We start from the raw sequence: 22,802 nt of genomic DNA, 5'->3' as shown, positions 1-22,802 counted from the left end.
ACAAAGGCCCGGTGGCTCATAAACCAGCGGACGGCTCCTGCCGGATAGGTCAGCGACTGCTGGCCGGGGGAACGGGTGCAACGCGTGGCAAAGCAAGGGTCAAGGCAACGGGAAGACTGGCGTGAAGGCAGACAGAGGCCGCGCGACTTCAACGCGGCGCTCGACCGGTTGCTCGACAAATGGTGTGGTGACGAAACACGGTTTGAAAAACCGCTGCGTGCGGTTTTTCTGGCGTTTCTCGGCCTGACCGTTGCCGTACTCACCCTGCAAAACATAATTTCGGAATACAGAAGTCTGCAAGAACCGCAGGATGCCGCACTCCAGACCGCCGAGCGGTTGTTATGGCATCAACGCGAACTTGGTTCTGAAGTTCTGGACCAGGCCGTTGCCGCCGTAAGCGCCAATGAAGACCTTCTGACAGCCATCCGCACAAAAGACCGGAACCAGATCAAGCAGGTCGCCGACCGGGTGTTTGTGCGCAAGGCTGCCGATCTCAACATCGCCGAGCTTGCCATTTACGCGGCAGACCAGGAACTGGTCTACAAGGCAAGCGGACACTCGGAGACAACGCCGCAGCCGGCTGACATTCCGGCCGATCTCGCCGCCGGCCCGCTCCACCAGTCGAACACGATCGAACTGGGCCCCAAGAACGAATTTGTGGTCAGTGTGCTCCGCCCCTGGATCGCAGACGGATTGCTGATCGGGTACCTGAAACTTGCCATCAATATCGAACAATCGCTTGCCCTGGCCAGTTCCGCGGTCAATGCCCAGATCGTAAAACTGTGTAAAATCACAAGTGCGGACGGGTCCGGTGAGCCTAAGATCGTCTACCGCGCTCTCGGAGACCTTTCTTCAAGCGCCCTTGACCTCGACGCAGCCATGTCGGGATCAGGAAACGCCGCCACACTCAACCGCTTCCTCTTGCAGGACGGCAGCGTCTACATGGTTCGCAATCTGCCGATCCCGGTGGTCAGCGACACGCATGATGTCCACCTCATCCTGGTCAAGGACATCACCGCCAACGTCTGGACCTTCCTGGAAGGAACCGCCCTGTCTCTCATGGCAGGAATAGGACTGGCGCTTGTCGCCTGGGCCGTCGTATTCCGACTCTTGTCGCGGCTTCAGTCTTCCGTCCATCGGACGCGTCTGCGCCTGGAAGCGGAGGTTCTGGACAACACCCGCAAACTTGAAGAAAGCGCCTTGCAACTGACCGAGGCCCAGCACATTGCCAATGTCGGCAGCTGGGTGCGCGACCTGTCGACCAATCAGATCAGGGGTTCGGAGGAATTCTTCCGCATCATGGGGATCCGTCCCGATCTGCCCGCGGCCGAGATCCAGAAGCATATTTTCTCCCGCATCCCGAGCCATGAACACCACGCCGCGATGGGAGTCGTTCGCAATGCGATCGAGGCCTGTGGTGAGTTCGAGGTCGAACATACGCTCATTCAGGAAGACGGCAGCCACAAGTATCTGCACCTGCGCGGTTACGTTCCCGCCGGCGCGGACGGAAGGGCGTCCAAGGTTGTGGGCATCGTGCATGACATCACTGACCGCCGTCACGCCGAACAGCGTAACCATCTGCTGGCAAGCATCCTGGAATCGTCGCTCAACGAGATCTACATCCTGGATGCCAGCACGTTCCACATCGAGCACGCCAACCAGTGTGCGCTCAGCAATCTGGGTTACACGCTCGAAGAACTGAAGAGCCACCGCATCTGGGACATCGATCCAATTTATGATCTGGAGACGGTGCGCAGCCATATGACCCCGCTCCTGAACGGCGTCGAGGTCAGCCTGTCGGTGGAAAGCATGCACCGGCGCAAGGACGGCACCGAATATCCGGTCGACCTGAGGGTCCAGATGATCAAGGACCGGGACCGTGATTTGATCGTGGCTATCGCCAACGACGTTTCCGAACGGGTGCAGCGTGAAAACGAGACCCGAGAAGCCAAGGTCCGTGCGGAACGCCTTGCCTATTTTGACCCGCTCACCAAACTGTCCAACCGTGCTGGCTGCCAGCGCGACGCCAAGATGCGCTTTGAAAGCGAAGACAAACCGGCGTTTCTTGTCCATGTCGACATGGATGGCTTCAAGCGCGTCAACGACACGCTTGGCCACCAGGCCGGCGATCATTGCCTGGAAGAAACCGGCCGGCGGCTTCGCGAAGTCTGCCGGGGCCTGGGCACCGCCTATCGCTGGGGTGGCGATGAATTCGTCATCCTTGCCGAGGACGGAGTTGCCGATCCAAACGAATTGTGCGAGCGCGCGAGACGGCTGATGCGCCAGCCCATGGACTACAACGGCAACCGGTTCTGGCCAACGGTCAGCATGGGGATCGCTCTTTGTCCCGATGACGGAGCGGATTTCGACACGCTTCTGGTCAACGCGGATCTGGCGCTCTACCAATCGAAAGCCAACGGCAAGGACCGTTACACGTTCTTCAAGCCCGACATGCGCGCCGACAGCGAGGCGGAAGCCAAGATCGAGCGCGAGCTGAAAGATGCCGTCACGAATGACGAGTTCTTCCTGGTCTTTCAGCCCCAGGTCAATCTGCGGACACAGGCGGTGACCGGGGTCGAGGCACTGATACGCTGGCAACACCCCGAACGTGGCACCGTTTCGCCAGGTGAATTCCTGCTGGTGGTCGAGAAATGCGGTCTTGCACCGATCGTGGGTGAAATCGTGATCAACAAGGCCCTCACCGCTGCCCGTGCCTGGCTCGACAGCGGGCTGAATTTCGGCCGGGTCTCCATCAACATCTCGCCGGCACATCTGGCTTCCGGAAAGCTGCTGGACCATTTCAGGGCGGGCATGGAGAAATATGACATCGCGCCGGAGAAAATTACTGCTGAAGTCCTGGAATCGGTCTTCCTGAACGACACAAGATCGGGACACCTGTCGATCCTGAAGACCCTCTACGACCTTGGTGTCCATGTCGAGCTGGATGATTTCGGGACCGGCTACGCGTCGCTCTCCCATGTGACCGATCTGCCCATCAACGGTCTTAAGGTCGACCGGTCCTTCACCAAGCAGATGCTGAGCGATCCGAAGAAGGAAATCGTGGTCAACCAGCTGATCCATCTGGCACGCTCGCTCAACATCGGCGTGGTTTGCGAAGGCGTGGAGACGGAAGCGCAATATGACCGGCTGCGGATGATGGGTGATTTCTCGATCCAGGGTTACCTGATCGCCCGGCCGATGCCCTTCGACCAGGCAACCGACTGGATGTCGGAATCCGCTGACGATCTCTATTTCGTGATCTGACGGGCTGACATTTGCGAGGCAGCGAGCCCCGCCAACCCATTCTTTCAAGTTTTTTTGCCAGCCACCCTTGGAAAACGCGCTGCGGCCACCCAACTAAAGTGAACAACGTTCACTAAAGGAAGCGCAAGATGCTCACCTCCTCTCCCTCCCCTCGCATCGGTCTTGCCCTTGGCGGCGGCGGCGCCCGCGGGCTCGCCCATATCCCGGTCCTGGAGGCCTTCGACGATCTCGGCCTGAGACCGGCGCGCATTGCCGGCACATCCATCGGCGCCATCATGGGAGCGGTCTATGGCAATGGCCGCAGCGGTGAGGAAATCCGCGACATAACAAGAGCTCTCTTTGCCGACCGAAACAGCGTTCTTTCCCGCCTCTGGCAACTCCGACCGAAGCGCTTCAGTGATGTCTTCCGGTCCGCGCCGGTCCAGTTCGACCCGCAGCGGGTCCTGGACGTATTCATCGGCGACTATCTGCCGGAACGGTTCGAAGACATAGACATTCCACTGCGGATGCATGCCACGGACTTTTATGGCTGCGAGGAAGTTGTCTTTGACAGCGGACCGATTCTTCCAGCCCTCGCCGCTTCCATCGCAATGCCTGCGGTTTTCCGTCCCGTGCAGCATCAGGGCCGCTTTCTGGTCGATGGCGGGATCGTCAATCCACTGCCCTTTGACGGCCTGCGCGCGGATTGTGACATCGTGATCGCGGTTGATGTGGTCGGTGCACCTGTTCCCCGGGACGACAAGGAAGATGTGGCTATTCTGGACTCGCTTTTTGGCTCGTCGCAGATCCTGATGCAGACGATCACCAAGCAAAAACTCAAGATGGAACAACCGGATATTCTGATTCATCCGCCGCATGACCCGATCCGGGTGCTGGATTTCATGAAAGCGGAGAGCATTCTGGCGCGGGCGGAGTCCTTGAGAGCAGTAACACGGGAACATCTGACAAAACTGACAAAAGAGTCAATGGAAGTTACTTGAAAGCAACATCCGCACAATTCACCAGATAAACCGTATTTATTGGGCCGAACTTCGCTTTTAATAAAACATTAAGAAAACTCCCAAATAATTTTCTTAAGTTATTTGGAGAAAAGCGATGCGACCTGCCGGTTCAACAGATTTGGAAACATGCCCCGTTTCGGATGATTTGTTGAGGCGTTTGCTGTCCACAACGGTCAATGCCGTTGCCGAACTCGGCAGTCAGCTGCCGGAGCACCAGCGGGCGGCGCTCGCGGTCTACTGTTACCGCCGCGCTCATTTCCGCCGCCTTGGCCTGGCGCTCGCGGGCCTCTGCAGCCGGCATGCGCTCATCACGGAAGCCGGCCATGCCGGCGACCTGATCCACCGGCAGGCAGCCAACGGCCTGCCGTCCGAACTGGACAAGGATATTCGTCACAAAGGAAGCAAGGCTTCAGTCAGCCTCCACGTCATTTGAACCTCCAATCCGGGGCTGGTCCTTCCTCCCACCCGCCCCCACCTCTGGCAACCGCCTTCGCAGGATCTGCGCAAGCCGGTTGCCTTTTCTTTTGGCAATTCACAAGCATGTTCGGCTTCGAGCTTGCCAGCGCCCCGCGGGCCCCTACCCTTATTCCAAAGGTTCCGGACACGGGTGGCGCATGATGGCTTCGTTGTTTTCCGCTTTTCTTGGGCTGGTTTGGCTCCGACTTCGTATCGGTGCGGCCGTCGGCTCGGCAGCGCTCTCGCTGCTTGCCGCGACCCTGGTCCCGGCCCATGCGATTTGCCAGCTGGTTGCCAAGGCTCCCTACCTTCAAGCGCCTGCCGGGGAAGCCCGCGTCTGGAAAGCCTCCATCGCAGAGGGGAACGTCCAGATCCGGTATATCGGACATTCAACCTTTGAACTCGAGACGCCCAGGGGCGTGCGGATCGCAACGGATTACAACGACATCCATCGCCCGTTCCTGCCGCCAACCGTTGCGACCATGAACGGTGCGCACAGCACACACTATTCCCTGAACCCGGATCCGAATATCGAACATCTGCTTTATGGCTGGAACCCGAAAGGCGGCCCCATGGATCACGACCTGACGGTCGGTGACGTGCGGATCCGCAATATCCAGACCAACATTCGTGGCTGGGACGGCGAAAACCGGCGCCTGGGAAATTCCATCTTTATCTTTGAAGTTGCAGATTTGTGCATGGCCCATCTCGGCCACCTGCATCATCGGCTGACAAAGGAAGACCTCACACGGCTCGGCCAGATCGATGTGGTGTTCGCAGCCATCGACAACTCCTCAACCCTGCGGCTGGACAGCCTGATGGATGTGCTGGCCAATATCGGTCCGGCCATGATCATCCCGATGCATTTCCATTTCGCAGGTGCGCTGCCGGCCTTCACGAAGCGGTCCGAGGAAGCGGGATACGACATTGTGCAAGCCCCGGCGTCATCGGTCACCGTCAGCCGTTCGACCCTGCCCGCCAAGACAACTGTCTATATCATGATGCCTGGCGGCGCCTGACCCCGGTTCAGCCCGTGTAGCGGAGGAACAGCACCTGGCTGTCACCGGCCTGACGCCGGTCGAGGAGTTCAAAACCGTCGGGCAGGTCTATGTCGGCAGAAGACCTTTCTTCCAGAACGCAAACTGCTCCGGGTTTGAGCCAGCCACCCGCGGCGGCCGAGACAAGCGCTTTTTCACCGAAGCCCTTGTCATAGGGCGGATCGGCAAAAACAACATCAAAGGGTGCGATGGTGCCTGTTGCGCCGAGACGGGTGGCATCCCGGCGAAAAATCTTCGCCGCGCCGTTCAGGCCGAGCGTTTCCATGTTGCGGCGGATCACGCCGCGTGCTTCCGCACCTTCCTCGATGAACGTGCAATGGTTCGCACCACGGCTGATCGCCTCAAAACCGAGCGCGCCCGTACCGGCGAAGAGGTCCAGAACACGGGCACCGTCCAGATCCGTCTCAAGGCCGTGCGCCAGGATGTTGAAAATGGTTTCGCGAAGACGGTCGCTGGTTGGCCGGGTGCCCTGGGACCTTGGCGCTGCCAGCGCCGTGCCCTTGAAGCGCCCGGCAACGATCCTCACGAACGGTCTCCACCGTCACGCGGGCCGCGACCACCCTTGGGTGGGCCGTTCCGATCACGTTTGTCGCGCCCGGTGCGTGTCTCCTGCTGCTTGTCATCGACAAGCCCGTCCTCACTCCAGATCCGGCGCGGGGGCGGTGTCCGCTGTTCCTCACCAAAATCCTTGCGCGGCCGCGGCTCGGACGTCATACGAAAACGGGAGCGCGGCGAGACCTTTTCCTGGCGTGGACCGCTGTTCTTGCGAGGGCCTTGCGAAGGTCCCTTGCTCCGGTCCTGCTTGCGTTCGGAGCGCTCGGCCTTTGCTGCCTTGCGCCGGTCGGTTTCGCTCTGGCCTTCCCGTGCGGTCAGCCACTTGCCCTGCGTCCCTTCGCGGCGCTCACCGGTCCGGCCACCACGCTTGGCGCCGCCGGATTTCTTCTCCGGCTCCTGCTTGGGCGTATGAAAGATCGGTGCATCGAAATCCGCTCCGGCCTCTTCGGCAAGGGTTTCGCCCAACTGGTCACGCAGCACCCGGCCGCGGATCTCGCGGACATCGTTTTCCGGCAGGTCCATCAACTGAAAAGGCCCATAGGAGAGCCGGATCAGGCGGTTCACCGCGAGGCCCAGATGCTCCAGCACCCGCTTGACTTCGCGGTTCTTGCCTTCGCGCAGGCCGACCGTCATCCAGACATTGTCGCCCTGTTCCTTGTCGAGGGTGGCCTCGATAGCCCCGTAGAGCACACCATCAATGGCAACGCCATCCTTCAGACCATCCAGATCCGCCTGGGTCACCTTGCCGAAGGCGCGCACGCGGTAGCGGCGCAGCCAGCCTGTCGCAGGCAGTTCCAGAACGCGGGCGAGGCCACCGTCATTGGTCAGAAGAAGCAGGCCTTCGGTGTTGATGTCGAGCCGGCCGACGGTCAGCACACGCGGCAGGTCGTCCGGCAACCGGTCGAACACGGTCGGACGGCCTTCCGGATCCTTGTTGGTGGTCACCAGGCCGCGAGGCTTGTGATAGAGCCACAGGCGCGTGCGCTCGCGCATCGGCAGCGGCTCGCCGTCGACCAGAACCTTGTCCTCAGCCGTCACGGTCACGGCCGGCGTGGTCAGAAGCTGGCCATTCAGCTGGACGCGGCCGTTCTCGATCCAGGTCTCAGCTTCGCGTCGGGAGCAGAGCCCCGCCCGCGCCATCACCTTGGCAATACGCTCACCGCGATCGTCAGTGCCTTCCTGAGCCCGCACAGCCGCAGGTTTCGGTCCGGAGGTTTTCGGCCCCGGCTTCTTGAAACCCGTTTTCCTGGGACCGGATTTCCTGTCATCCGCCTTATAGGCGGCACCTGAAGCGGGCCGGCGCTTGCCCGGAGCACGCTTGTCGCGTCCCGGACCGTTGCCGCGGCCGGAGCGTTCTGAAGATTTTCTTGTCGTCATGCGCGCGTCATAGCAGAGCTTGGCCCGTTCGGGAATCGCTTGTTTTCACCATTTTTGCATGGGTCCTCTTCGGAGACCGCATGCCTCGTGGTTTTCCGGGGCTGACGATTGGCGGAAATCCGGCTAAGAAGACGGCACAACTCCTTGAAACCGTGGCTTTCTTCTTGCCAATGAGCATATCTGCACCTGATCATCTCAAGACCTCCTACATGGACCTTGCTCTGGAAGAAGCCGAAAGGGCTGCAGAGCGCGGAGAAGTGCCGGTTGGTGCGGTTCTGGTCCGGGATGGCGTTCTTCTTGCGCGAGACGGCAATCGAACGCTTGAGCTCAACGACCCGACCGCGCATGCGGAAATCCAGGTCATCCGGGCCGCGTGTTCAAGGCTCGGGTCTCAACGTCTTCCCGACTGCGACCTCTATGTCACCCTGGAACCCTGCCCGATGTGCGCCGCGGCGATCTCCTTCGCCCGCATCCGGCGGCTATATTTCGGAGCCGGAGACGAAAAGGGCGGCGCTGTCGAGAACGGGACGCGTTTCTTCAGCCAGCCGACGTGTCATCATGCACCGGACGTCTATTCGGGCATCGGCGAAAATCGCGCAGCAAGATTGCTCAAGACCTTTTTCCAGTCGCGTCGTTAAGCAGTTAGCGCGTTGCACTGAGGCAACACCTGCAACCAAAATCACTCCGGGGCGCCCGGAAAGGGATCCTGTTAAAAGTTTCTGTCACTTCCGGACGCGATACTTGTCGCAAGGGAAATTCTGCTTCTCACGGAGTGTCACATGAAACGTTTTGCTGTTCTTGGGGCGATTGCCGGCCTTGTGGCCATTGCCAGTCCGGCTCAGGCCGCCGATCTGCCGGTTGCGCCGGAACCGGTCGATTATGTCCGGATCTGCGATGCCTACGGCGCCCGCTTCTACTACATCCCGGGCACTGAAACCTGCCTGCGTGTCGGCGGCCGTGTCCGCTTCGACGCAAGGTTCCGGAATTTCGGCGAGGCTGAAAATGCCTGGGGCGACCGCGACACGGACGGCTTTCAGATGCGGTCCCGCGGCTATCTTTATCTCGATGCCCGCACGGCAACAGAATTCGGCACGTTGCGCTCCTTCATCGAGATGTACATAACCGCAACAAATTCCGACAACACCGCGGTCACGCTGGACAAGGCGTATATTCAGTGGGGCGGGTTGCTTGCTGGGCGAAGCGGTTCGAATTTCGACTTCTTCACCGGTTATTCCTTCAACGCCCAGATCGAGAGCTACAGCGACCGGAAGACCAACCAGGCCGCGTATACGTTCGCATTTGGCAACGGCTTCAATGCAACACTTGCCGTTGAAGACCGGTCGGGCCGGGAAACCAGTCTCGGCCTGAACGGCGGAACGGTCGGCTACGGCGGCACGCGCATGCCGGACTTCGTTGCAGCTTTCGGATTGGCGCAGGGCTGGGGCTCGGCACAGGTCATGGGGGCCATCCATCAGGTCTACCCGAACGCCACCTATAACGGCGTCACCGGGGGCAGCGAAGATGAACTCGGCTGGGCCGTGGGTGGCGGCGTCGAAGTCAATTTCGGCGGTCTTGCCAATGGTGGCAGCGTGGCTCTGCAGGCCGTTTATACGGATGGCGCCAGTGGCTACGGATCGACCGGCTGGAACAGCCGGATCACGGATGCGGTCTGGGACGGCAACAGCACCGAGACCACCAGGACCCTGAACATTTTCGGTGGCATCAATCTCGGCGTCACCGACACGATCGACGTCAACGTGGAAGGCGGCTATCACAATGTGGATGGCGGCACGAGCGCTTACGACTTTACCCAGTGGGACGCATCCGCGAACGTGGTCTGGGAACCCGTTTCGGGCTTTATCATGGGCCCGGAAGTCCAGTACCGCAATCTCGATTTCAGCCGCGCCTCCGGTCTGAACGACACCTATGAGCTCTATGGCACGTTCCGCCTGCAACGCACCTTCTAAGGTGCGGCTGCACGCAATCTGACAAGACGGAATTGGATCGGCCCCGGACTGTCCATCCGGGGCTGTCTCGTTTCAGGCGCAGGCGGTTCAAGCAGGATCTAAACGGTGCTGTCAGGTACCCCTGTCGAGGCCTTCCCAGACCGAGCGTACCTTGTCCCAGAGCCCTCTGGTCCAAAGATCGCCATGACCACCGCCCTCCACGATCACCAGCTCCTTCGGATCCGCTGCAAATTCGAACAGCCTTCTGCCGTGCGCGACCGGAATGACCCGGTCTTCAGTACCATGCAGGATCAAAACGGGAGCCTCGATAGCGCCGATCCGTTCACGCGTCGGCATCTGGTCCTTCATCAGGAAGGCAACGGGCAGCCAGGGATATTGTTCGGACGCCATGTCGACGAGTGCGGTATAGGGCGCCTCGAGCACCAGAAGATCCGCCTCCGGCCGCTGAGCAGCTACGGCGGTCGCGACACCGGTGCCCAGGCTTTCACCATGTAGGATGATCGGCTGGCCGGTTTCCGCAGCCCGGTCAAAATGCTCCAGGGCGTCGGCAATCAACGCGGTTTCGGACGGGCTGCCTTCGGCGCCGGCGTATCCGCGATAGGTTGGCGCATAAAGGCCATAACCACTCTCCACGATCTGCTTGAATCGCTTCCAGCGGCCAGACAGATTGCTTGAATTGCCGTGCAGATAGAGAACGGTCGGCGCGCCTGCTTTTGTCGGCGCCGCTCGCCAGACCGTGACCTTGGTGCCATCGGCCATCGTGGCCTGCTCGACCGATATGCCTTCCAGCCCCTTTTCCTGGGGCGTCGACAGGTCTCCGGTCGGGACAAACACAAATCCGCGCTGATTGATGTACATGTAGCCTGCCGCCATGACATAGGCGATCGCGACGACGATGGCGATCTTGATCAGAAAACGCAGCGTCTTTCCGGAAAGGCTGGTTCCTTTGTCCAGGTCCGGGTCAGGTTGGGTCCGTCCGGTTCCAGCCTCGGCCATGAATGTCACTCCCCTGTCAGACTGTGTCCGATACCTGTACCGTTTGCCTGCAGATCACGCCGGCATTACTTGCGGCCGAACAGTTTTTCAATGTCGCTCAGCTTCAGCTCCACCCATGTCGGCCGGCCATGATTGCACTGGCCCGACAACGGCGTTGCCTCCATGTCACGCAGCAGCGCGTCCATTTCCTCCGGACGCATGCGCCGACCGGCCCGCACCGAGCCATGACAGGCCATCGTGGCGGCAACATGGTCGAGCTTTTCCTTCAGCCCGTCCGCCGTGTCCCATTCTGCGAGTTCATCGGCCAGGTTCTGCACAAGGCCCTGAATGTCCATGTCGCCCAGAATGGCCGGCGTTTCCCGAACCGCAATCGCACCGGGGCCAAAGGCCTCCAGCGAGAGCCCTACCTTTTCAAGGTCCGGCGCGCGTTCGGCAAGCCGGGCAGCATCCTCTTCCGGCAGTTCGACGATTTCCGGGATCAGCAGGATCTGCCGGGCGACTTCCTTTTTCGCCAGGGCCTCTTTCAATCGTTCATATACGAGCCGTTCATGGGCCGCATGCTGGTCGACGATCACCACTCCGTCGCCGGTCTGGGCGATGATATAGGTCTCGTGAACCTGGGCCCGCGCCGCACCGAGCGGCAACGCCGTCGTTTCGACTTCGACCGGAACGTCGTGAGCACGTGCATCGGCGGACGGCACCGCGAATTCAGAAAAGCGCTCCTGGTCCAAAGGAACATTCCGCGCCGCTTCGGCAAAACCGGCGACAGGTGCATCGACCGTTTCCAGCGGCCGGAACACATCCGGCGCCCAGCGCGGCTCGGCCGCCGTCCGGCTCTGGCCTGCAAATCCACCCTGCGGCGCATATCCGGCGGAAGCCCCCGCGTAGGAACCACCACCCGGCTGAGACCGGATCGCGTCGAGGGCGACAGCTGCATTCGACGTGGAAGACCGGTGACCGGACTGGACCAGCGCATGCTTGATCGCCCCGACCAGGAGGCCGCGTACCAGTTGGGCATCGCGGAAGCGCACATCCGCCTTGGCCGGGTGCACGTTGACATCCACCTGCGCCGGATCGAGATCGATGAACAGGACCACGACCGGATGCCGGTCGCGGGCCAGTACATCCGCATAGGCGCCGCGCAGGCCGGACAGGAGCAACTTGTCCTTCACCGGACGGCCATTGACAAAAAAGAACTGGTGCTGGGCATTGCCGCGGTGATGGGTGGGCAGTCCGGCAAACCCCGACAGTCGCACGCCTTCGCGTTCGGCGTCGATCTCCATCGCGTTGTCGACAAAGTCCTTGCCGAGGATCTGGGCGATGCGGGCCAGATGCGGGTCGCTGCCACGCGCGGCCGGCCAGCTCTGCGCCTGACGATCCGCGCCCGACAGCGAGAAGCCGATTTCCGGATAGGCAAGTGCGATCCGCTTGACGATTTCGGTGATCGCCGCGGCTTCCGCCCGGTCCGATTTCAGGAATTTCAGACGTGCGGGTGTCGCAAAGAACAGATCCCGCACCTCAACCTGCGTGCCCTTCGTCCGGGCCGCCGGGACCGGCGCTTGTTCCTTGCCGCCTTCAACGGCGATCGCCCAGGCATGGTCCTCGTCTTTGTGCCGGGTCTGGATGGCAAGACGCGCCACGGAGCCAATGGAGGGGAGAGCTTCTCCGCGAAAGCCGAGTGTACGGATGTCGAACAGGTCGTCGTCAGAGATTTTCGATGTGCAATGCCGGCGGATCGCCAGCTGCAGGTCTTCCCGCCGCATGCCGCTGCCGTCGTCTGATACCCGCATCAGCGTCTTGCCACCGGCGGCCGTCACGATCTCGACCTGGGTCGCTCCGGCGTCGACGGCGTTTTCGACCAGTTCCTTGATAACACTGGCCGGCCGCTCGATGACTTCCCCGGCCGCGATCTGGTTGATTATCTGTTCGCCAAGTTGTCTGACTGCCATGTCACTGCCTTAAGCCAAAGAGCCGTTACCGGTGCACTTTGGCATTTGATCTTCTTTGTGTCGCAGGTTTCGCACGTGGACTTGTTCCTATATGGTCCGCGCCGAGTTCATTGCGATTCTTCGCGCGCAGCTTATCAGACCCACCGTGATCCGAGTGCCCCGCCATGACTGTTTCTGCACCGCTTCTTGTTGACGGGCTCCACGCCCTTGCGCCGTCCTATAAGGGCATCCTGTGTGATGTCTGGGGCGTGTTGCACAATGGTGTATCGGCTTTTGACGGCGCACACAAAGCCCTGGCGCAATACCGAAAGGAAACAGGCGGCAAGGTGGTCCTGATCACCAACGCCCCGCGCCCTGCCAAGGAAGTCGGCGAAATGCTCTCCGACATGGGTGTCTCAAAAGGCGCCTATGATGACATCGTCACCTCCGGCGATGTCACACGGGTCATCCTGGCGGCGGAAAGCGACAAGACCCTTCTGCATATCGGGCACAATCAGCATCAGCCGCTTTACGACGGCCTCAACGCCACCTTCACGGAAAACGACGACGAGGCCGAGCTGATCAGCTGCACAGGGCTGACAAATGACGAAGTCGAAACGCCTGACGATTACCGGGACCGCCTGCAGAAGCTGGTCGAGCGGAAACTGACCATGATCTGCGCCAATCCGGACATCGTCGTCGAACGCGGCGACCGGTTGATCTGGTGCGCCGGGGCTCTTGCGCGTCTTTATGAAGATCTGGGTGGCGAGGTCGTCATCCTGGGCAAGCCGCATGCACCGATCTACGACGCCGCCATGGAGCGCCTGGCAAAGCTTGCGGGCGCGCCAGTGGCAAAGGAAGACGTCCTGGCGATTGGAGACGGCCTGCCAACGGACATCCGCGGCGCCGTCTCCCAGGACATCGATGTGCTCTTCATTACCGCCGGCATCCACGCTTCCGATTTCGGTCCGAGCGACGCACCCGATGAACATCTCATCCGCCGCCGGCTCATCGAAGAAGGTCTGCGCGCCCGCGCCGCGATGCCGCGTCTCTGGTGGTAAAAGACCACCGTCGTCAGCCGGGTTGCTGGCCCTGATGGCCCTGCAGATAGGTTTCGACATAGTCGTTGAGATCCAGCCCGGGATGACCGGAACCAATCCCCAACTGATTCAGAAATCCGACCATGGCCAGCGGTGCGATCAATTCGACCGCGAAGCGGATCGGGTTGCCAGGCCGAATGCGGCCCTGTGCCTGATGATGCGCCAGGACGCCGGCAACATTTTGCAGGTTCTCCATCAGCGCCGGTGTGGTGCCGGCCAGTTCCGGGTGATGCGGCAATTGCGAGAACAGCGTCAGCGCAAGTCCGCCATGGCGCTGGTAAGTGGCAAGATACGCTTCAACGATCGTCGACAGATCCGACGTCACATCCGCGCTCGGCGTCACCTGCCCGAAGGGGGCTTCCGCCAGCGCGTCGATGATCGCAGCCTCCATCAGCGCCGCCTTTGACCCGAAACGCCGGAACAGGGTGACTTCATTGATACCGGCCCGATCGGCAATCTGCCGGGTCGTGGTGCCGCCAAAGCCGCGCTCGCAGAACAATGCGATCGCCGCAGCGTAAATATCTGCTGTGTCTACACTTTTTGGCACTGCCCCTCTCACCTGACCTGCAACGATTCCGGTAAGCGACCTAGAGCTAACCCGGACTAGAGCCTGTTTGCAAGCAAACACTTGCAATCAAGTCATTGATCGCCTATTTGCAAGTACAGGCTTGCATTAGTCCGACCATTAAGGTTGCCGCGAATTTGGCAGGGGCTTGCAGGAAATCGGATGAAGACCGCGTTAGGCTGTCGTGACAGCCAGGAGAGAAAAGATGTCCGTGTTGCGCAAAGCCTTGATCCTGCCGCCTATCGCCCTTGGGGCCGCGGCGCTCTATGTGGCCGTCAGCGGCAAGGAAGCCCCCAAAAGACTGGATATCGGGGAAACGGCGACCGTGGTTCGCGTGGTCTCCGTAACCCCGCAGACCTTCGTGCCCCGCGTGATCGGCTATGGCACCGTTGAACCTGCGCGCACACTCGAGGCGATTGCCCAGGTTTCCGGCAGGGTCATTTACATCAACCCGAATTTCAAGCGCGGCGATTTCATGGCGGCGGGTGATGTCCTCATAAAACTGTCGCCGGAAGACTATGAGCTCGAGATCGCCGAAGCGGAGACCGATATCGCCAGCGCCGATGTCGATCTTGAGGAACTTGCGGTCACGCTGGAGACCCAGAAGAAGTCGCTGGAAATCTCCAGGGCCGTTCTGGACCTGGAGGAGCGCGAGCTCACCCGGCTGAAAACGCTTCTGGAGCGTAAGGTCACCTCGGAACAACAGGTTGAGAACCAGGAAGCCGTTGTACTTCAGCAGCGCTCCGACGTGCAGGATCTTGAGAACGAAATCGCGCTCAATCCCGTCAAGCAAAAGGCCCTGGAACAGGCCAAACGCAAGAATGAGGTTCGCCTTGAAACAGCGAAACTGAACCTGGCCCGAACCACGATCAAAGCGCCCTTTCCTGCCCGCGTCTCCGACGTTTCTGTCGAGATCGACCAATATGTCGGCGCGGGAACCTCCATCGGCTCCCTGGACGGCATCGAGGCTGCGGATATCGATGTTCAGATCGCGCCGGCGAACATGTCCGGCTTCGCCAATCTTGCCTTTCCGGGGCAACTGGACACGGAAGAAGGTGTCCGACACGCGCGCCAGTCGCTGGACCGGCTGTCGGCAAAGGTCAAGGTCGGTTCGGTTGGCGACGCTGCCACCTGGCAGGCACGGGTCAAACGGGTCAGCGATACGGTTGACCCCGACACCAGATCCGTCGGCCTGATTGTCACCGTCGACAAACCCTACGACACGCTTCGGCCCGGTGTGAGGCCACCTTTGGTCAAGGGCATGTTCACGGAAGTTGTGCTGTCCGCACCGGCCGTCGAGGACAAAACCATTCTGCCGCGCAGTGCCGTTCTGGATGGCAGGGTCATGACGGTGACGGAGGACAACCGGCTTGAACTGAAAGATGTCGACATAGCCTACCGGTTTGACGACATCGTGCTTCTCAAGCAGCCGCTTGCCGACGGAACCCGTGTGATCGTCAGCGATGTCTCGCCCGTGATCGACGGCATGCTTTTAGAGCCGGTCGAGGACAAGAGCGTACAGACCCGGCTGGAAGCAGCCACGGGCCTGGCAGCCTCACCGGGTGAGGTGCAGCAATGATCCGTTACTTCGCAAAGCACCCGACGGCCGCCAATCTCCTGATGGCCGGCCTGATCATCCTCGGCCTGTTGAACGTGCCGAACCTCCTGATGGAAACCTTTCCGCAGATCCCGATCAAGGAAATCACGGTCAACGTAGCCTATCCGGGCGCCACGTCGGCTGATGTGGAGCGCACTGTCTGCCGGCGGATCGAAGATGCGCTGGATGGCATTGAAAATATTGACGAACTGACCTGCGACAGCCGGGAGAATCTGGCACTCGCCACTATCCGGATCGTTGAAGGCAAGGACATCGACCAGCTGATGCTGGATGTGGATCGGGAGATCAACGCAATCTCTGACTTTCCCGATGGGGTCGAAGACCCGGTCCTTGAGAAGAAGGGCCGGCTGAGCGACGCGGTCTCCGTTGTCATCACCGGGGTCGACGACAAACCTCAGCTGAAGAACTACGCCGAAGACGTCAAGGAGCGGATGCTGCAATTCGGCGGCATTCCGCAGGTTGAGGTGTCCGGCTTCTCGGACCGTCAGTTCCGGATCGAGGTGCGCGATGCCGCGGCCCGCGAGCTCGGACTGACGCTCTCCGAAATTGCCGATACCCTGTCTCGGCAGAACATCAACGCGCCATCCGGTGAAATCACCACGTCCGGCGGTTCCATCCTGCTGCGGTTTGCAGACGAGCGGCTTGCCGCCGACGCCTACGCCTCCGTAATCGTCGCCTCTTCCGCACAGGGCGGGCAGATCAAGCTGGGCGATATCGCCACCATCACCGATCTCTTTGAAGATGAAGAAGTCGAGACCCGCCTGAACGGCCGGCTGGCGGCCGTGCTGGATATCTCCATGACACGCAGCGACGACCTCATTCAGGTGGTCGACCGCGTCAGGGCCTTTGCAGAGGAAGAAGAAGCCCGGGCAGCACCCGGCGTGACGCTGACCGTCATCAATGACGGCTCGATTGCGTTGAAGGACCGGCTCTGGATGCTGGTCAGCAATTCCGGTCAGGGCCTCGCACTTGTCGTGGCCGCCATGTGGATCTTCTTTGGTGGCCGCCAGGCTTTCTGGATCGGCATGGGACTGCCGGTCTCCTTTTTAGGAGCCCTGGCGATCATGTCCCTCCTCGGCCTGACCATCAACATGTTGTCAATGGTCGCGCTCCTGATCGTGGTCGGCATCATGATGGACGATGCCATCGTGATTTCGGAAAACATTGCCACCAAACGTCATCAGGGCCTGAATGCTCTTGAGGCTGCCGTTCAAGGCACGCTGCAGGTGGCGCCCGGCGTCTTTTCCTCGTTCCTGACGACCGCCGCCATCTTCGGTGCACTTGCCTTCATCAGCGGCGATCTGGGCGATCTCCTGAGGGTCATTCCGATTGTCATGCTGCTGGTGCTGATCATCTCGTTGATCGAGGCCTTCCTGATCCTGCCGAACCACCTGTCACATGCGGCGAAAGACAAGCCGAACCTTGTGACCCGCAAGGCCGAAGCCGGTGTCTCCTGGCTCCGGGAGCATGTCGTCGGCCCGTGCGCCACCTGGTCGGTGCGCAACCGTTATTTCACGGTCGGGATCTGCATCATGCTGTTCCTGTCGACACTGGCGCTGGTTGCCGGTGGCCTGGTGAAGTTTCAGGCCTTTCCGAATGTGGAGGGCGATCAGATCGAAGCGCGGATCGAATTGCCGGCAAGCGCAACGCTTGAAGACACGCGTCTGGTTGTCGCCGAGGCGATCGCGGCTCTGGAGCGCATGGATGCGGCCCTGTCGCCACGCAATCCGGAAGGCGTATCGCTGCTGAACAACGTGCTGGTTCGCTTCAATGAAAACTCGGATGCCGGAACGAATGGCGCCCATCTCGCAACGATCAATGTCGATCTGCTGGAAGGCGCAAGACGCGATGCGGGCAACCAGGAGATCCTTAGCGGCTGGCGGCAGCAAATGTCACCGACCCTCGATGTCCGCCGGGTCATCCTCGCCGAATCCAGCATCGGTCCTGCGGGCCGTGCGATCGAGTTGCGCCTGGCACATTCCGACCCGGCTGTTCTGGACAAGGCGTCCGCCGACCTGCAGACGTGGCTGAACGGCTATGAGGGTGTTTACAACATTTCCGACGACCTCAGCCTCGGCAAGCCGGAACTCGCCCTCTCCCTGAAGGACGGTGCGGGAGCGGTCGGTCTCGATGCCAAGGAAATCGCCGACCAGCTGAAAGGGGCCTATAACGGCATCACTGCAGACGAAGTTCAGGTCGGGTCCGAAAGTTTCGAGGTCGACGTCCGCCTTGATGGCCTCGATCGCAACAGCCTCGGTGATCTGGAACTGTTCACGATCGAGACGCCTTCTGGCCATCGTGTCCCGCTCGGAACCGTTGCCAATGTCCTGTCTGACCGAAGCTACACGCGAATCAACCGAATTGACCGCGTTCCGACCGTGACGATCACCGGAGACGTGCTCCTCGGCATTGCCAATGCAAACGAAGTTGTGAGCGACACACAGACCCGGTTTTTGCCGGAGTTGCTTTACCGCTATCCCGGCCTGGCCGCCTCGACGGAAGGCCAGAATGCAGAGGGTGCCAAGACCCAGGCCTCCATGGCTGCCGCGCTGGGAACCGGCCTGATTTTCGTCTTCATCCTGCTCAGCTTCCAGTTTCGCAGCTATACCGAGCCAGTCGTCGTTATGGTGCTGATCCCGTTCGCGCTGATTGGCGCGGTCTGGGGGCACCTCCTGATGGGCATAGACTTTGCGTTGCCGAGCATGCTGGGCTTCATCTCGCTGGCCGGGATCGTGGTCAACGATTCCATCCTGTTGGTGCAGTTCATCAAGGATGAACACGCCCCGGATATGGAAAATGTCGCCGACATCGCGCCGCTCGGCGCCAAGGCCCGGTTCCGTGCGATCCTCCTGACCTCGGTAACGACCATTGCCGGTATGCTGCCGCTGTTGTTCGAAACCAGCCCGCAGGCCCAGGTGCTGGTCCCGCTGGTGACGTCGATCTCCTTCGGTCTGGTCGGCACGACCTTGATGATCGTTTTCGTGGTTCCGGCCTTCTACACCATCCTGGATGATTTCGGCCTGACTTCCCTGGCGGTTGAACGGCGGGCACACCGGGAGGCCGTGGCGGAGATGGCGTGAACCAAAGGTGTCATCCCGGTTTGGCGCAGCCAAGACCGGGATCCAGTAATCGCTGTCACCAAGTCTTTCATACGGCAATTGCCGGGCTTACTGGGTCCGGGTCTCGAGGCAGCCGCGTCAAACCGGGATGACAACTGAAGGGACATTGCCAGAAACAAAAAAGGCTCCCAAACCGGGAGCCTTTTGAGCGTTGGTCTTGTCTGCCGCAAGGGATCAGTCGAACAGCTTGTCGATATCCGCCTGGGCGTCGCCGAGCATGGCGTCGATGTCGTCCTGGGAAACACCCTCGCCGGAATGCTGAGGGCCGTGCAGGATCAGTTCGCGCTGACGGCGCTGCTCGTCGGTCTCTTCAAGTTCCGCTTCAAGGTCTTCCGGAATACGCAGATGCTCGATGAACGAACTCACGCGCTCGTCGATATAGCGGAGAGTACCAACGACCTTGGAAATGCGCTGACCGGTGATGTCCTGGAACGTGCAGGCCTCGAAGATGCCGATCATCTTGTTGCTGACCAGTTCCTGGTAGGCTTCAGGGTCACTGGTGTCAGCGCCCATGATTTCCTCGGCCGCTTCCATGATGGTGTTGGTGGCGTCTTCCGTGGCCTCGACGATGGCGTCAAGTTCACGGCCGGCATCCGGGATCTTGTTCCCGGTCATGTCGTTCGCGCGCAATTGGGAGATTTCCACCTTCATGCGCGTGATTTCCTTTGCGATCATCGTCAGTTCTTCGGTCACGGCCGGCTGAACGGTCGAAAGAAAATCATGCATGGAACCGGACATGACCTCAGCGAGATGCATCACGTCGGTGAGGGAAACCTCGCCTTGCCGGTTCTTGTTTTCTTCGAGAAAGTCGATGACGCGGGCAATGTTTTCCTGTTTCATATTTGCCACCAGGTCGAGCCTTTCCATACGAGGCATCCTCCCAAAACGGCCCTCTGTTCGGGGACCGCTATAACTCCGCGGATGCGTTGAACCTGACCCGGCCTGCCTGCCCAGCAAGACCGTGCCCATCACTCACTTCCGTCTGGCACCGGCGGAGGCGCGCCCCAACGCGGGCTCCGCCAAGTGCAAGATGTTAGTCGGAGAAGACTGCCTCGATCTTGCCTTTCAGCGTCTGAGCGTTGAAGGGCTTCACGATGTAGTTGTTCACGCCGGCCTTTTTGGCGGCGATAACATTCTCTGTCTTGGATTCAGCTGTCACCATGATGAACGGTGTCTTGCTGAGGCTGCCGTCGGCACGCACCTGCTTGAGCAGCTCGTAACCGGTCATCGGCTCCATATTCCAGTCGGAAATCACCAGGCCGTAACGGCGCTGCTTCATTTTTTCCAATGCTTCGGTGCCGTCCGCAGCATCATCGATGTCTTCGAAACCAAGCTGCTTGAGCAGGTTCCGGATGATGCGAATCATCGTTTTGTAGTCATCGACCACGAGGACCGGCATCTGAAGATCAAGGGCCATTGTCTACTCCATACTGTCAATTTGCGCGGCCCCTGGCCGTGGGCCGTTGGAACGCGTTATGACCTCGAAGGAGAGCGACACATTTATTTGTGTCCTCACCTCCCCACACTCAACGCAATTTACCCGCCGCCCCTGAAAAGACCGTTAATAACAGGCGCTTTTTTTCTTCACCCAAAGCACAATTGCCAGAAATCCTTAGTACGCCTAGCGTCCGCGTTGCTTGAAAAACCCAAATTCAGGACGGAAATCGCAATGCTTGAGCTGCAAAAACTCTGTTTCGAGGATCTTTCGGTCGGAATGAGCGAAGAACTTGTCAAACATGTCAGTTCTTCAGATGTGGTCGGCTTTGCGGAAGTTTCCGGCGACCGGAACCCCATCCATCTTTCCGAGCACTTTGCCGCCAGAACGCCATTCAAGACCCGGATCGCCCACGGTCTTTATACAGCCAGCCTGATTTCCGCTGTGCTCGGCACCCGTCTGCCCGGTCCAGGTGCGATCTATCTGTCCCAAACGCTCAACTTCAAGGCGCCGGTGCGAATCGGTGACGACGTCACGGTGATCGTGACCGTGGAAGAATTGATGGAACGCGGCAACCGGGCCCGCCTGTCCTGCATCTGCCGGGTCGAGGACACTGTCGTTCTGGAAGGCGAAGCCCTCGTGAAGGTGCCGAGCCGGGACGAAGACCGCTCCGGGCTCTAGCCGCCAGACGCGTTTCGTGGATCATCCGCCGGTCAACGGGTGCTGACGATCGGGCCTTGCGACTGAGACCTTCCGGGGCTCTACAACCCGTACCGCACCCATAAGTATATATCCCTTCAGAATCCCGCGAAAGTTGCTCGCGCCGCCGATCCATTGTTAAGTGTCGGTGACCGAAAATTGTCTCGTGTGTTCTGGAGGGGGAAATGTCCGAGGCTGTTGCGGAAAACGGTGCGGCTGAAAACGGCCAGAAAAAATCCCGGAGAGGGCACACAGCGTCAAACCTGGTGATCGGGATCTGGCTCGTTTTGCTCTATGTGGTAACGATCTCGATCTCGATCCTGATGCTGAGCAGTTATCAGATCCAGTCGCGCATCCAATATGTCAACATCAGCGATACACGTCTGTCGATCTGGCGCCTGATCGAGCTCTCCAACGTCTACTCCGTTGAAAAGAACATCCTGGAGAACAGACTTCAGGAATTGCAGCAAATGCAGACGCGCCTGGACGGCATTGCCGCAAGACGCGTTGAGCTCGACATTGAATACACCAAGATCTTCGATCCATTCTACAAGGACATCAGGGCGTTCAAGTCGCTGATTGAAACGTCTTATGAGGGCTTTTCGTTCAAGCCACTGCCGAAACACCATCTCAGCGTGAAGATCCTTTATACGGACGTCGCCCGGCAACTGGAGGGCCTCGCTCTGTCCGAGGACCATCAGACGATGCTCAGGGAGCTGGAGCAGCGTCAAAAACGCGGCGACGATGTGTTTCGAAATCTTGGTGGAACAAAACGCAACGAGGACGAAACACGCGCCGAAGTAAATGAATACAAAATCGCCTTGAAGACGATCTCCGACAGGATACGCGCCGGGGTTTATGGCACGATCAGCACCACAACGCCTTATGACGGCCTGGACGAAAACGAAAAATCATTGCTCCAGGACGCGGTCTCGGAATTCTCTTCCCTGAAAAACATTCTCTGGAAACTGCCATATAACCTGGCCATCATGCCGGCTGAGGTGCTTGTCCTGTTTCTGGTCCTTGCCATGGGTGTCCTTGGCAGCACGATCTTCATCACCCAGCTCTATTTCCGTCGAGAGAAATACCAGGGAAAATACGACGAACACCTGAATGCGGCCTTTTTCTTTTCGCGCCCCTGGTTCGGTGCAATCACGGCCTTGTCCATCTATGTGCTGGCCAAGGCGGGCGTCCTGTTTCTGACCGATCCGTCCTCCCAGTCCGGCAGTGCGACGCTCAGCCCCTTTTTCATATCGTTTATTGCCATCATTTCGGGTCTCTTTTCCGAACAGGCGATCCAGTCCATCAAGACGGCTGCTGACAACTGGTTCAAGAACCAGGACCCGGACGCCGATCGCTGGGGTGTCGGACTGGCGACGGCCATCGCTGAAAAACAGCGCGACACCGCCCAATTTGCAGAGGCGTGTGGCGTGCCCCTTTCAACCGTGGAAGGCTGGATCTCGGAGAACAAGCCGGTCCCGCCAAGGATTCAGGACATCTTGAGCGTCTGGCTCGAAACACCTTCCCGAAAGCTGTTCACGGACATTCCTCCACCGGCAACAGCGAAAGACGACGCTTGATCATGCCGTCAGGAGGCACGTGTCCTGCCCGGCCCCGAGTTCCATCACAAATAACTTAGATTTCAGCTGGTCTTGACCTTTGAC

At 59.8% G+C, this 22,802-nt stretch carries 18 protein-coding genes; 11 read left to right on the top strand and 7 right to left on the bottom strand.

Features of this window, described 5'->3' with window-relative positions; translation table 11 throughout:
* Window positions 1-84: 84 nt before the first annotated feature.
* The 4 genes from ACO6TG_RS21375 to ACO6TG_RS21360 all read left to right on the top strand — a co-directional run bounded on the left by ACO6TG_RS21375 (window position 85) and on the right by ACO6TG_RS21360 (window position 5,740).
* Window positions 85-3,264 (top strand): putative bifunctional diguanylate cyclase/phosphodiesterase, encoded by a 3,180-nt coding sequence (locus ACO6TG_RS21375; RefSeq protein WP_422375052.1) that lies wholly within the window; start codon window positions 85-87, stop codon window positions 3,262-3,264.
* 128 nt (window positions 3,265-3,392) lie between these two features.
* Complete coding sequence (locus ACO6TG_RS21370; protein WP_422375051.1) at window positions 3,393-4,244, top strand: patatin-like phospholipase family protein; 852 nt, start codon at window positions 3,393-3,395, stop codon at window positions 4,242-4,244.
* A gap of 169 nt (window positions 4,245-4,413) precedes the next feature.
* Window positions 4,414-4,698 (top strand): hypothetical protein, encoded by a 285-nt coding sequence (locus tag ACO6TG_RS21365; protein ID WP_208988371.1) that lies wholly within the window; start codon window positions 4,414-4,416, stop codon window positions 4,696-4,698.
* 184 nt (window positions 4,699-4,882) lie between these two features.
* The gene (locus ACO6TG_RS21360; protein WP_422375050.1) at window positions 4,883-5,740 is read left to right on the top strand and encodes an MBL fold metallo-hydrolase; all 858 of its coding nucleotides are present in this window, start codon (window positions 4,883-4,885) and stop codon (window positions 5,738-5,740) included.
* 7 nt (window positions 5,741-5,747) lie between these two features.
* Here the strand turns inward: ACO6TG_RS21360 and rsmD are convergent, their stop codons facing one another.
* Both rsmD and ACO6TG_RS21350 read right to left on the bottom strand, forming a co-directional pair.
* The gene (gene rsmD, locus ACO6TG_RS21355; protein ID WP_422375049.1) at window positions 5,748-6,305 is read right to left on the bottom strand and encodes a 16S rRNA (guanine(966)-N(2))-methyltransferase RsmD; all 558 of its coding nucleotides are present in this window, start codon (window positions 6,303-6,305) and stop codon (window positions 5,748-5,750) included.
* Window positions 6,302-7,711 carry a pseudouridine synthase gene (locus tag ACO6TG_RS21350; RefSeq protein ID WP_422375048.1) on the bottom strand — a complete coding sequence of 470 codons (1,410 nt, stop codon included), beginning with the start codon at window positions 7,709-7,711 and terminating at the stop codon, window positions 6,302-6,304. Before ACO6TG_RS21350 ends, rsmD begins: the two co-directional genes overlap by 4 nt.
* Before the next feature lie 209 nt (window positions 7,712-7,920).
* On the opposite strand from ACO6TG_RS21350, the gene ACO6TG_RS21345 reads away from it, so the two are divergent.
* Together ACO6TG_RS21345 and ACO6TG_RS21340 are read left to right on the top strand one after the other, a co-directional pair.
* Window positions 7,921-8,349, top strand: a complete 429-nt coding sequence (locus ACO6TG_RS21345) for a nucleoside deaminase (protein ID WP_422378927.1) — start codon at window positions 7,921-7,923, stop codon at window positions 8,347-8,349.
* A 141-nt stretch (window positions 8,350-8,490) separates the two neighbouring features.
* Window positions 8,491-9,678, top strand: a complete 1,188-nt coding sequence (locus tag ACO6TG_RS21340) for a porin (RefSeq protein ID WP_422375047.1) — start codon at window positions 8,491-8,493, stop codon at window positions 9,676-9,678.
* A 111-nt stretch (window positions 9,679-9,789) separates the two neighbouring features.
* Here the strand turns inward: ACO6TG_RS21340 and ACO6TG_RS21335 are convergent, their stop codons facing one another.
* Together ACO6TG_RS21335 and mutL are read right to left on the bottom strand one after the other, a co-directional pair.
* A complete protein-coding gene (locus ACO6TG_RS21335) occupies window positions 9,790-10,674 on the bottom strand; it encodes an alpha/beta hydrolase (RefSeq protein WP_422375046.1) in 885 nt (294 codons plus the stop codon).
* Window positions 10,675-10,739: 65 nt separating this feature from the next.
* Window positions 10,740-12,623, bottom strand: coding sequence for a DNA mismatch repair endonuclease MutL (mutL, locus tag ACO6TG_RS21330; RefSeq protein WP_422375045.1), 1,884 nt, complete (start codon window positions 12,621-12,623; stop codon window positions 10,740-10,742).
* 164 nt (window positions 12,624-12,787) lie between these two features.
* Here mutL and ACO6TG_RS21325 point away from each other — a divergent pair, with 164 nt between their 5' ends.
* On the top strand, window positions 12,788-13,663 hold the full coding sequence (locus tag ACO6TG_RS21325; protein ID WP_422375044.1) for a TIGR01459 family HAD-type hydrolase: 876 nt from the start codon (window positions 12,788-12,790) through the stop codon (window positions 13,661-13,663).
* Window positions 13,664-13,676: 13 nt separating this feature from the next.
* Here the strand turns inward: ACO6TG_RS21325 and ACO6TG_RS21320 are convergent, their stop codons facing one another.
* Entirely contained in the window at window positions 13,677-14,249 is a 573-nt protein-coding gene (locus ACO6TG_RS21320) for a TetR/AcrR family transcriptional regulator (RefSeq protein ID WP_422375043.1), read from the bottom strand.
* A gap of 223 nt (window positions 14,250-14,472) precedes the next feature.
* Between ACO6TG_RS21320 and ACO6TG_RS21315 the strand changes: the two genes are divergently transcribed.
* On the top strand, window positions 14,473-15,846 hold the full coding sequence (locus ACO6TG_RS21315) for an efflux RND transporter periplasmic adaptor subunit (RefSeq protein WP_422375042.1): 1,374 nt from the start codon (window positions 14,473-14,475) through the stop codon (window positions 15,844-15,846).
* A complete protein-coding gene (locus ACO6TG_RS21310; RefSeq protein ID WP_422375041.1) occupies window positions 15,843-18,965 on the top strand; it encodes an efflux RND transporter permease subunit in 3,123 nt (1,040 codons plus the stop codon). Before ACO6TG_RS21315 ends, ACO6TG_RS21310 begins: the two co-directional genes overlap by 4 nt.
* A gap of 213 nt (window positions 18,966-19,178) precedes the next feature.
* On the opposite strand, the gene ACO6TG_RS21305 is transcribed toward ACO6TG_RS21310, so the two are convergent.
* On the bottom strand, window positions 19,179-19,844 hold the full coding sequence (locus ACO6TG_RS21305; RefSeq protein WP_422375040.1) for a chemotaxis protein: 666 nt from the start codon (window positions 19,842-19,844) through the stop codon (window positions 19,179-19,181).
* A gap of 193 nt (window positions 19,845-20,037) precedes the next feature.
* Window positions 20,038-20,421, bottom strand: coding sequence for a response regulator (locus ACO6TG_RS21300; RefSeq protein WP_006935666.1), 384 nt, complete (start codon window positions 20,419-20,421; stop codon window positions 20,038-20,040).
* 252 nt (window positions 20,422-20,673) lie between these two features.
* Between ACO6TG_RS21300 and ACO6TG_RS21295 the strand changes: the two genes are divergently transcribed.
* Both ACO6TG_RS21295 and ACO6TG_RS21290 read left to right on the top strand, forming a co-directional pair.
* Window positions 20,674-21,120, top strand: coding sequence for a MaoC family dehydratase (locus tag ACO6TG_RS21295; RefSeq protein WP_422375039.1), 447 nt, complete (start codon window positions 20,674-20,676; stop codon window positions 21,118-21,120).
* A gap of 203 nt (window positions 21,121-21,323) precedes the next feature.
* A complete protein-coding gene (locus ACO6TG_RS21290; protein WP_422375038.1) occupies window positions 21,324-22,718 on the top strand; it encodes a hypothetical protein in 1,395 nt (464 codons plus the stop codon).
* The last annotated feature ends 84 nt before the right edge of the window (window positions 22,719-22,802 follow it).

The sequence above is a fragment of the Roseibium sp. genome (assembly GCF_965233565.1).
Taxonomy (GTDB): domain Bacteria; phylum Pseudomonadota; class Alphaproteobacteria; order Rhizobiales; family Stappiaceae; genus Roseibium.
The sequence above is the reverse complement of the archived record's forward strand: the minus strand, read 5'-3'. Positions and strand labels throughout refer to the sequence as shown.